The following is an 11388-nucleotide window of genomic DNA, read 5'->3' as shown; positions in this document are numbered from 1 at the left end:
TCAGGCCGGGGTCTTGTCGCTGGCGTAGCGGGCCATCATCAGCGCCGTATTGGTCTTGCGGTCGGCATTGACCTGCTGCACCGTGGGCCGCTCGGCCATGCGTGCCAGGTACTCGCGCACGGGCAGGTCGGCCAGAACGTCGCGGCCGCCAACGATCTTGCTGGCCGCGCTGACCAGGGGCAGGTGGACGATGGCGCAGCAGTCGGCCAGCGTGAAGCTGTCGCCCGCCACAAAGGGTGAGAAACGCGCGAGTTTGGCGAAGGCCGCCACGTTCTTGTCGAGCTGGGCCAGCGTGCGCTCCCGGGTGGAGTCGCTGACCTGGCCGCCGAAGAAGGCCTGCGGGTAGAGGATGCGCGCCACCAGCTCCAGGTGCAGGTCCAGGTACACGCACAGCTCGCGCACCTTGGCGGCCTCGAAGGCGTCGGCCGGCAGCAGGGCCGGCGAGGGCGACAGCGTCTCCACGTACTCGACCATGGCGGCCGACTCGCACAGACCCCGGCCGTCGTCGATGCGCAGGTAGGGCACCTTGCCCAGCGGAGAAAGCGCCATGTCGGTCTCTCCCAGCCAGGCCAGTTCCTCGTTGAAGGGCAGCTGCTTTTCCAGCAGGGCCAGCTTGACCTTGTTGTAGTAGTTGCTGGCCGCGAATCCGCACAGGGTGAGCATGGGTGTCTCCTAGGGTGTTGGTGAGGGCTGGGGGATGCGCCTGCGATGGTAGGGGCGGGCAGGGCCTGGCGGGGTCACGGACATGACGTCCTGGGGCAGACCCCTAGAATGACGTCATGCCGCTTCGCCTGCCCTCCACCTTGGCTGCCTGCGCCCGCTGGGCGCTGGGCCTGTGGCTGTGCGTGGCGCTGGCTTCGGCGTTTGCGCCGCTGGCGCGCGCCTCGGGCTGGGAGCGCCTGTGCTCGGCCGCTGGCGAATCGGTCTGGGTGCCCTCGCCAGCCGGTCAGGACGATGCCCTTGCCGGCAGCCACGGCATCGACTGCCCGCTGTGCCTGCCCCCGCTGGCGCCGCCGCCCGCCCGGTGCAGTGCGGCCCCGGCACCGCTGGTGGCAGATGCGCAGCCACGGGCGCACCCGGCCTCCGTCCACAGCGTGGCCATGCCGGCCCTGCCCCAGGCCCGCGCACCGCCCCGGTGACTCCCGGATTCACTCCCGCTTCCTTCGCTTGGCCAACCCTTTTTGCAAGGCACGAAGACCGTGCCGCAATGCATTGAAATTTCTGGAGAAACCGTGATGACACTGCGTCAATGGACCACCCCTTTCCTGATCGCCGCCTCCCTGTCCATGGGCCTGGCCCATGCCCATGCCGATGCGGCCCATGTCAAGGCCGACGCCGCCTGGGCGCGTGCCAGCGTGCCGGGCCAGCAGGCCACGGGCGCCTTCATGCGCCTGACGGCCGAGGAGCCGCTGCGCCTGGTGGGCGTGGAGTCGCCCGCCGCCGGCGTGGCCGAGGTGCATGAAATGAAGATGGAAGGCGATGTGATGCGCATGCGCGCCATCGACGGCCTGGACCTGCCCAAGGGCGTGGCCGTGGACCTGAAGCCCGGCGGCTACCACGTCATGCTGCAGCAGCTCAAGAGCCCGCTGCTCAAGGACAGTCAGGTACCCATCACCCTGGTGTTCAAGGACGCCAAGGGCGAGACCTCGCGCCTGAGCCTGCAGGTCCCCGTGCGCGCCATGGCGCCCGGCGCAGGTGCGGCATCGGCTGCGCAGGGCGGCGCGCATGGCGGACACGGCGGACATGCCGGCCACTCCCACTGAGCTTTTTGTCATCCACCGGGTTTGTGCGCAGCGGGCCGTGCATGACTTGCGATGGACTTGGCGTGTGCCTGGGTTAAGCTGAGCGCATGGCCGGTGTGCTTCACCGGCATGTTCTTCCAACCCAGTCCTAGCGAGTGCTGCCATGAGTGATGCGTCCTCCTTCGGTTTCGGCAAGTTCATCCCCGGTTTCGACTTCCTGCAGGGCCTGGCCCAGAGTGCAGGATCGGCCACCGCCCGGCCCCTGGGGCGCCTGCCCGAATGGGTGGCGCCCACGGTGAGCATCGAAGAGGTGGACAAGCGCATCACCGAACTCAAGGCCGTGCAGTTCTGGCTCGACCAGAACGGCAAGGCGCTGTCCGCCACCATCCAGGCCCTGGAAGTGCAGCGCATGACGCTGTCCACCTTGCAGGGCATGAACGTCAGCATGGGCGAGCTGGCGCAGGCCTTCCAGTTCCCTGCAGCCGCAACCGCCGCAGCCACCGCCGCGGCCAAGGGCGCCGCCAGCGCGGGGCAGGGCGACCTTTCGGACTGGCCCATGTCCTCGGCCGCCAGCCGGGCGAGCAAGAAGGAAAAGCCGCAGCCCGAGCCCGCACAGGCCGCTGCCGCGCCGCCTGCAGCCCCCGAGGCGGCCAAGGCCGCCGACAGACCCGCAGCCGCGGAGACTGCGGCGCCCAAGGACGAGTCCGCCCAGGCCGCCGCCATGGGCCAGGCCATGCAGTGGTGGGGCGCGTTGACCCAGCAATTCCAGCAGATCGCCGCCAAGGCCATGGCCGAGCCCATGGCCCCGGAGGCCGTGGCGGCCGCCCAGCGCGCCACCGGCATGGCCGGTGACCTGGCCAAGGCCACCATGGACCGCATGGCGGCACAGGCCAGCGCCTTTGCTGCGCAGGCGGGCAAGGCGGCGGCGGTCTCCCCTGCCAAGGCGCCGTCCGCAAAGCCGGCGGCGCAGGCCGAAGCCCCCAGGACCGCTGCCAAGGCTCCCTCCAAAGCGGCTGCCAGGAAAACCGCTGCAAAGGCTGGAGCCAAGGCGCCGGCCGCCAGCAAGCCGGCAGCCAAGAGCCGGCCGGCGCGTTGACCGATCGGGCCGGACCCATGGATGCGCAAGGCCCCAGCCACCCGCAAGCCGGGTGCTGGCGGGGCTAGAAAGAAGGTTGGTATGTCGTTGTTTCCTGTAGGCCATGCCAGCCATTCCGACTGGCGCGCCGCGGCCGACGCGGTGCTGCAGCAGCTGCGCTTGCAGATGGCCGGGCCCGGCCACGCGCAGCGGCCCCGTCTGGGACTGGTGTACCTGTCCCATGCGCATGCCGCCCACGCACGGCCGCTGTTGCAGCATCTGGCCAGGGCCCTGCCCCATGTGGCGGACTGGGCCGGCTGCTCGGCCGGCGGCGTTCTGGCCATGTCGCATGAGTACCTGTCAGGAACCGCGCTCGCGGTGATGCTGCTGGATGTACCGGCCGCCCACTACCGCCTGTATTCGGGCCTGGCGCCCCTGCATGCGCCTGGCGGCGAGGCCGGCTTCACGGCCCATTCGGCCCTGGTCCATGCCGCAGGCGGCCAGCCCGAGCTGGCCGAGCTGCTGTACGAGCTGTCCGAGCGCACCGAGTCCGGCCTGCTGTTCGGCGGCGTGGGCGATGACGGAGAAGATGGCGTGGAGGGTGTGCAGATCGCCTGCCGCACCGAGGATCTGCATGCGCAGCATGCGGACGCGCGCGGCATTTTTCGTGGTGGCTTTTCAGGCGTGGCCTTCGGTGCCGGCGTGCCCTGCATCACGGGCATGGCCCAGGGCTGCGTGCCGCTGGGCGAGGGGTTGGAGATCACCGAGGCGCGCGGCGCCCTGGTCACCAGGCTCGATGGCGACCCGGCCCTGCAGCGCCTGCTGCAGCTGCTGGGCGTGGAGCTGGAAGGCAGCGACTGGCAGCCCGCGCTGACCACGGTCCGCACCACGCTGGCGGCCATTGCGCCGCCGGGCCGGGGCCTGGCCCACGGCGTGCTGACCGAAGAGGCCCAGGTGCTGACCCTGGTTGGCCTGGACCCGCTGCGCCAGGGCGTGGCCCTGTCCTCGGCCGTGGAGGCCGGGCATTCGGTGATCTTTTGCCGCCGCCAGGCCCAGGTGGCGCGCCAGGAACTGCTGCAACTGGGCGCTGCGCTGCGCGATGCGGCGGAGCCCGAGGAGGCGGCGCCCGAAGGCGAGGCACAGCCCCGCATCCGTGGCGCCATCTACATCAGTTGCCGGGGCCGCGGCGGCGGCCTGTTCGGCGGCCCCGATGCCGAACTGCGCACCCTGCGCCACGCACTGGGCGATGTGCCATTGATCGGCTTCGTCGCCGAAGCCGAGATCATGGACGCCCGCCTGCACCGCTTCGCCGGGGTGTTGATGGTGTTCACTGCCTAGGCGTCGTACACGCCGTACACGCCGTACACACCGTCTGCACCTCAGACCGCGCGCGGGCGCACCGTGCCTGCGCTGCGATCCGGGTCCATGGCTGCGGCTCCCAGAAAATCGAAATCCACGGCCGGCTGCCTGCCGCTGACCAGGTCGGCCAGCGCCATGCCGGAGCCGCAGGCATGGGTCCAGCCCAGCGTGCCGTGGCCGGTGTTCAGGAACAGGTTGGCGATGGGCGAGCGTCCGATCAGCGGCACATTGCTGGGCGTGGCGGGGCGCAGGCCGCTCCAGAACTGGGCGCGCCCGGTATCGCCGGCGCCGGGGAACAGCTGCTGCACGCGCCGCACGATGGCCTCGCAGCGCACGGGGTCCAGGTTGCGGTCGTAGCCGTTGAACTCGGCCGTGCCGGCAATGCGCAGGCGGTCGCCCTGCGCGCCCGTGTAGCGCGAGAACACCAGCTTGAACTCATCGTCCGTCAGGCTGACCTGGTAGGCCTTGGCGGGGTCCAGCACCGGCAGGGTCACGGAGTAGCCCTTGGCCGGGTAGATGGGCAGGTGCAGCCCCAGCGGCTGGGCCAGCAGCGGGCTGAACGAGCCCATGGCCAACACATAGGCGTCGCCCTGGATGCGTTCGTAGCGGCCATCGGCATTGGTCACCTCCACATGGTCGATATGGCGGCTGGCGCCTGCGCCCGTGGTGCGCAGCGCCATGACGTGGTGGCCGTGGCGGAACTGCACGCCCGTGGTGGCGGCAATGCGTGCCAGCTCGCGCGTGAAGAGGTTGGCGTCGCCCGATTCATCCTCGGCCGTATAGGTGGCGCCCGCTATCTGCCCGCGCACATGGGCCAGGGCCGGCTCCAGGCGCACGGCTTCGTCGGCGTCGATCAGGCGGCGGTCGCAGCCCAGGGCCTGCATCTGCTCGGTGGGCTTGAGCGCGCCCTCGAACTCGCGGGCGTTCGTGTAGAAGTGCAGGATGCCCTGCATGCGCTGCTCGTACTGGATGCCGGTGTCCGACCGCAGCTGCTGCAGGGCCTCGCGGCTGTAGGTGCCCAGGCGAACGATCTGCTGGATGTTGTGGCGCGTGCGCGCGGGCGTGCAGTTGCGCAGGAAGGACAGGCCCCAGAGCCACTGGCGCATGTCGGCGCGCAGGCGGAACAGCAGGGGGGCGTCCTGCCGGCCCAGCCAGCCCAGCAACTTCAGCGGTGCGCCGGGGTTGGCCCAGGGTTCGGCATGGCTGACCGAGATCTGCCCGCCGTTGGCGAAGCTGGTTTCGGCGCCGGGCGCGGCCTGGCGGTCGATGACGGTCACTTCATGACCGAGGGATTGCAGATAGTAGGCCGACGTGGTGCCGATCAGGCCGGCTCCGAGAACGATGACGCGCATGACGATGCCCTTTCAAAGGCATGTGCCGGGTCACGCGAAAGCTGGCCGCTATGGTCTGGATAGCAGGCAGCCGGCGTCCGTCGTGACGCAGCTGCCGCTCCCCCTGTCCTTGGTACCTGAGAGATTCACCGCCGTCCATGGGAACGGGGCTTGCTCCTTCGGTGCGCCGCACATTGCGTGCGGCGGCTCTCCAGACGGCATGTTGTGTTTGCAGTACGGAACCTGAGCGTGTATGGGAGTTTGCGCCTTCGGTGAGGCTCGGCACCGTGGCGCCCGCCTGCTCTCCTGCAGGGGCGATTCTATGGGGCTTGCGCAGCCAGTTCCAGTCGTATTGGGGATACCACCAGTTACTTGTATGTGGTGTGGCTGATTCAGGGTATTCCCTAGATCGCTCAAGCGCCTCCCTCGTAGCGCTGGTACGAGTCTCTGGTTTCATGTAAAAAAACTATTGAAATAGAAAAAAACATGATTTAGTCTATCGATATGTGCAGTGGTTTGTCAGTGCATGTTCTGGTCGATTGGACCTGCATGGGTTAACCATGGGTTGTATATATGTCTGATAGGCGACTTACCGTTGCACAGGTGCGGGTCCATGGAAACTGGTCCGTCACTGAAAAAATACAAGCACGTTGAATATGGTTTGTCGAGGGAGGAATGTTTTGCGTCGCAAACCCGACTGAAGGTGTGTCCGCTCAACGGGCAGTGGAGCAGCGCGCAAGCGTTGATGGAAATCCGCCTTTTTTTGATTGACGCGCAGGATCTGCGCGAAAAATTTTGCTTCCAAACTCACCGGCTGCAAGGTGAGTTGTGGGCTCGTGATTCAAATAGAACTATTCGAGGTACGGCGATGCAAATGCGCTGGGTACAACTGATGGCCATTGCCATTGGGAAAATCATTTTCCTGTCATATCTCCTTGAGAAAACGGGGAATATCATGCATGCTTTCAATCGCCTGCCTGGTTCGGCATTTTTTCGCAAGTGGCGTGCAGCGAAGTGCCTTTTCTCTTTGCTGCTGCTTTCATGCGCGGGTATCTCATCCACGGCACTGGCGGCGACCATCGTCTTCACGGTCACCGACAACAGCGACGCTCCCAATGCCAATGCAACGACACCAACCACCTGTGTCAGCACGCTGGGGGGCACCTTTGCTGGCGCGTGCACGCTGCGAGCGGCCATTCAGGCAGCCAACTACACGCTGCAAACGCTGGATCCGAGTGCCGATGTTTCCATCGTCTTTGCGCCGACACTGACCACGTCGGTACGAACCATACAGAGCGGGACATCCAAGGATGCGGCGGGAAACCTCCATCCGTATGTCGACAATCAGACGGTTTACGTGCGCTGTGCCAATACATTCGTCAGCGGAGCCCAGTCCGGCGCCGTGACGGGAGCCACCAATGCCTGTGGTCAAACCCAGATGATCAGCGGCGGCGATACGGGCACCACCACTGGTGCCGGTGGCGCCTGGTACTGGATCAAAGGCACCGTGCCAGCCGGCACGGGCTCATTGACCATCGATTTCGGGGGAGTCATACAAGTCCAGAACTGGGCGGACTCCGCCTGGGAAACCTTTTATCTTGGTGGGAAGAATATCACTCTCACCAATTCGCCCAACATGACCTGTGGCGAAGCGGTATTCGTCGTTGGCTCCTCAGCAAACAATGTCATCATTGATCGCGTCGGTCTGGTGAATGTGGCGCCAACCCCTGCGGGAGAGGGGACGCCGTTCAACTGCGAGCTGTACGCGGAGATTCATCAAGGCGCACAAAACGTATTCTTTGCCAATAGCACAATCAACTCAGCGATATGGAATGGAAATTACGGCAATAACAAGGGCTCGGCCATTTCCGTTGCCGCAAGCAACGGTGCAGGCACGGTTTCCAACATCGTTGTCGATAATTTCACGGTAACGAATCTGCCCAACCCTATCGGGGGAATGCAGCTCGAGCAGTTTTTCCAGGTCATGTCGAACATGACCGTCAACGGATTGACGATCAAAAATTCGAATATCGCACTGAGCCCGACTGGTGGAAATGCGCCCAGGGCCGTGGTGTCGGTTGATGGAACGATCAGCCTGGCCAATGGAATTGGTCTGGCCGTGACGGGTAATACCTTCTCGCTGCCTATCGCCGCCTATACCGGGTCATCGCCAACGCATGTGTCGGCACCGACGGTGAATACGGCAGCCTCAGGCACGACGCAGGTAGTGACGGTGACCGATAACAATTTCACTGGCGGCGGGGACGGGTTGAATATTAGTGGGACGGGTACGGCACCAGGGTTGATTGGCAACAACAAGATGACAAGCCAGTCGAGAAGTGCCATTCGTATCATTACGCATGATTTCTTCAAGATTTCTCAGAACACGCTGTTTTCCGTGCCTGTGGCTGCAAACTCAGGTATCAGTTTGCTGACGACGGCCAATGGACAAACCGGATGGACCCCGACCCTTGGCGTTGGCGCCAGTGACACCGCCGCCTGCACCTGGACATTCAATATCACGGCAAATGCCAATGCGAGCGAGCCGGCACCGTATACGGTGGAAGCCTTTTGGTCGCCGACCGGCGCGGGCGCCAACGACGCACAGGTCTATCTGGGCTCAGGGACCATGGCCGGAGCCTCGGGAACGCTGACCGTTCCTTCGTATCTCAGCGGCCAGGTGCGGGTCACAGTGACGGACAGCAATTCCGGTGGAGCCCAGACCTCGCAGCTTTCAACGGCTGCAAGCGTCACCGGTTTTCCCTGTGCCCTGAAATCCGGCGTTCTGGCGACGACCAACAATCAACCTGTCGGCAGCAGCGACTTGCTGGAGGTCTACATTGTTGACGGCCAAGGCAATGCCTGGACGGGGGGCAGTGACACCGTTACCTTCGCAGCGCCGCCTGCAGGTGTCACGTTCAATGGCAGCTCCGCCGCAGTCAGCTGCACGACCGACTCCAGCGGAAAGTGCGCGTCTCCCATCAATGCCAGCAGCAGTGTCGCCGGAACATTCACCACACCCGTGACCTTGTCGTCGTCAGTCGCTGGTGCCACGTTCTCCAATCTTCCCTTGGGTGGAAGCCCGGTATCTGGCGCAGTGACTTATCAGCCTTCGCCGGTTGCTTACAGCTTCACCGGGCTGCCGGCCAGCACGACCGGTTCTGAAATCGCCGCGAGTCCGCCATCGATTGCGGCCAACGGCGTCTCCACCAGCACCTTGGCCGTGCAGTTGAAGGATGCTTTAGGCAACCTTGTCACCACCTGTACCGATACGGTGGCCTTCACCCTCAATGCGGGGACGCAAGGCGTTCCTGCCGTCAGCGTCACGGGCTGCAGTGCCGGCATGTACACGGGGACGGTGACATCGCCGGTGCTGGTCGGCAGCGGAACCTTCGGGTTCACCATCAACGGGTCTGCGGCTGTTGCCACCGCAACGGTCTCCTATGTGGCCGCAACGCCGAGCACGAGTGCATCGACGATAGTCGCCACACCGACATCGATCGTGGCCAACGGCAGCTCCACCAGCGTGCTGCGCGTGCAACTGGTCGATGCCAGCAGCAATCCGATCAACACCTGCACGAACACGGTGGCATTCACCCTGAACGGCGGAACGCAGGGAACGCCGAGTGTGGGCGCGGCCTCGTGTACCGCAGGCATCTATACGGGCACCGTCACATCGCCCACGGTGGTCGGCAGCGGGATCTTCGGATTCACCATCAACGGCTCTGCCGCAGTTGCTACGGCTTCAGTGAGCTACACGGCGGGTCCGCCAAGTACCAGCGCCTCGACCATCGTTGCGAGTCCGACCTCGATCATTGCCAATGGCACCGCAACCAGCACATTGACGGCGCAGCTCAAGGATGCGTCAGGCAATTCGATTGCAACCTGTGCCAATACGGTGGCCTTCACGCTGAACAGCGGAACACAGGGCTCGCCTGCGGTCGGCGCGGGGTCGTGCAGCGCAGGGGTGTACACGGCAACCATCACGGCACCTACCGCAGTCGGCAGTGGCACCTTTGGTTTCACCATCAATGGCTCGGCCGCCACGGCTACGGCTGTGGTGAACTACACGGCCGGCCCGCCCAGCAATGGCGCGAATGGAAACCTGATCAGTGCCAGTCCGCTCAGCGTTGTCGCAGACAACACTGCCACGAGCTCGATCAGCGTGGCCCTGCGCGATGCCAATGGCAATCCCGCCACGGATACGGTGGCGCACACGATTGTCTTCACCAAAACGGGCGTGGGCACGACCACGCCGGCCGCACCCACGTGCACGATCGCGGCCAACGCCAATCCGGCCACCTGCTCCGTGACGGTGAAATCGGCCACGGTCGGCACCGCAAGCTTCACGGCAACGGACAACGGAACGGCCGTGAGCAATGGCAGTCCGGTATCGGTCAACTTCATTGCCGGGCCGCCCAGTAATACAGCCAGTGGCAATCTGCTCAGTGCCACGCCGCTCTCGGTGATGGCCGACGGTACGAGTACCGGCACGGTGACCGTTGCACTGCAGGACGCCAATGGCAATGCAACCGTCGATACGGTCGCCCACACCATCGGCTTTGTCCATACCGGCGCCGGCACGCCGTCGGCAACTTCCTGCACGATTGCGGCCAATGCGAATCCAGCGCGCTGCTCCATCACGGTGACATCCACCGTGGCGGGTGCGGCGAGCTTCACAGCCACGGACAACAACGGCACCACCACCCAGAGCGTGGCAAACGGCAGTCCGGCCGTGATCAACTTCACGGCCAATGCCGCCGACCCCGCCAAGTCGGGGGTGCGTACCGTCAGCAGTCCGGCCACGGCCAATGGCTCGGCGACAGATGTGCTTGAAGCGTTTGTGGGAGATGTCAACGGCAATCCGGTGGCCGGAAGCGTTGTCACGTTCTCTCCCACCGCAAACATCACCTTCAGCGGTACCTGCACCACCAATGCGGCCGGTACTTGCCAGGTCACCGCCAGGACAACCGTCGCGGGTTCCTACACTTCCGGCGCAAGCATCGCGAGCGGCGCATTGAGCGGCAGCGGCATCAGCGCCGGTGGCAATACGTACGGTGCGACGGCTGCCTATGTCTTTACGGCAGGTGCCGTCGATCCCGCCAATTCGACCATGTCGGTCGATGTGAACAACCAGGCAGCCGGCGGCGGCCAGGACGTCGTTTCCGTGGTCACCAAGGATGCGTTCGGCAATCCGGTCACCGGCGTTGCCGTGAACTTCAGCGTGACGCCCGCCGGAGCGGCGCCTGCCACCGCCATCTGCACGACTGCTGGTGCGGCGGCGACCTGCTCGGTGTCGTTCACCAGCGTGACCGCATCGACTTACTCGGCCGCCACCACGGTGGGTGCAACTGCCATCGGCAACAGCCCGCAATCGATGGCCTTTGTCGCCGGCAATGCCTCGGCAAGCAATTCGGGCCTGCGTGTCGTGAGCGACAACGCGGCGGCAAATGGCACGGCAACCGATGTGGTGGAAGCGTATGTGCGCGATGCCGGTGGCAACCCCAAGGGCGGCGAGGTCGTCACCTTTGCCGGTGCTGCCGGCGTGAAGCTGAACGGTGGTGCGGCAGGCGCGTCAGCCACTTGCACCACTGGAACAAGTGGCGCAACTCTGGGCATTTGCTCGATCACTGCCACCAGTACAGCAAGTGGTACCTACAGCATCGCCACCAGCATTCCTGCAGGAACCCTGGGTGGCACGTTCACCGTGGGAGCAAACGCGTATTCGCCAAGCGCCGCACAAATTCATTTTGTGAGCGTGGTGAACCTCAGTGTCACCAAGGCCAACCCTGGCAGCTTGGCTGTGGGCACGCCCTTCAACTACGCGTTCTCCGTGTCCAACGCTGCCAGTGCCTTCGGTCCCGCCACCAGCGTGACCATC

The 11388-nt window shown here is 65.0% G+C and carries 7 protein-coding genes and 1 riboswitch; of the genes, 5 read left to right on the top strand and 2 right to left on the bottom strand.

The genetic code is table 11. The annotated features are described in order from the left end of the window. Window positions 1-663: a glutathione S-transferase family protein gene (locus PO605_RS21600; RefSeq protein WP_016450404.1), complete on the bottom strand. Its 663-nt coding sequence runs from the start codon at window positions 661-663 to the stop codon at window positions 1-3. A 116-nt stretch (window positions 664-779) separates the two neighbouring features. Here PO605_RS21600 and PO605_RS21595 point away from each other — a divergent pair, with 116 nt between their 5' ends. From PO605_RS21595 to PO605_RS21580, 4 genes are all read left to right on the top strand, one after another. Continuing rightward, window positions 780-1139, top strand: a complete 360-nt coding sequence (locus PO605_RS21595; protein ID WP_016450405.1) for a hypothetical protein — start codon at window positions 780-782, stop codon at window positions 1137-1139. Between the two features lie 96 nt (window positions 1140-1235). Further along, window positions 1236-1763 carry a copper chaperone PCu(A)C gene (locus PO605_RS21590; protein WP_016450406.1) on the top strand — a complete coding sequence of 176 codons (528 nt, stop codon included), beginning with the start codon at window positions 1236-1238 and terminating at the stop codon, window positions 1761-1763. A 142-nt stretch (window positions 1764-1905) separates the two neighbouring features. Further along, a complete protein-coding gene (locus PO605_RS21585) occupies window positions 1906-2838 on the top strand; it encodes a PhaM family polyhydroxyalkanoate granule multifunctional regulatory protein (protein ID WP_047472847.1) in 933 nt (310 codons plus the stop codon). Between the two features lie 81 nt (window positions 2839-2919). Next, window positions 2920-4155 carry an FIST signal transduction protein gene (locus tag PO605_RS21580; protein ID WP_047472848.1) on the top strand — a complete coding sequence of 412 codons (1236 nt, stop codon included), beginning with the start codon at window positions 2920-2922 and terminating at the stop codon, window positions 4153-4155. A 41-nt stretch (window positions 4156-4196) separates the two neighbouring features. On the opposite strand, the gene PO605_RS21575 is transcribed toward PO605_RS21580, so the two are convergent. After that, entirely contained in the window at window positions 4197-5528 is a 1332-nt protein-coding gene (locus PO605_RS21575; protein ID WP_047472849.1) for a D-amino acid dehydrogenase, read from the bottom strand. 93 nt (window positions 5529-5621) lie between these two features. Next, window positions 5622-5732, bottom strand: a riboswitch (glycine riboswitch). 388 nt (window positions 5733-6120) lie between these two features. Between PO605_RS21575 and PO605_RS21570 the strand changes: the two genes are divergently transcribed. Next, window positions 6121-11388 (top strand): beta strand repeat-containing protein (locus tag PO605_RS21570; RefSeq protein ID WP_272206865.1); only part of this gene is annotated, 5268 nt, incomplete at its 3' end.

This window comes from Delftia sp. DT-2, assembly GCF_028401915.1.
In the GTDB taxonomy this organism is placed as follows: domain Bacteria; phylum Pseudomonadota; class Gammaproteobacteria; order Burkholderiales; family Burkholderiaceae_C; genus Comamonas; species Comamonas tsuruhatensis.
The sequence above is the reverse complement of the archived record's forward strand: the minus strand, read 5'-3'. Positions and strand labels throughout refer to the sequence as shown.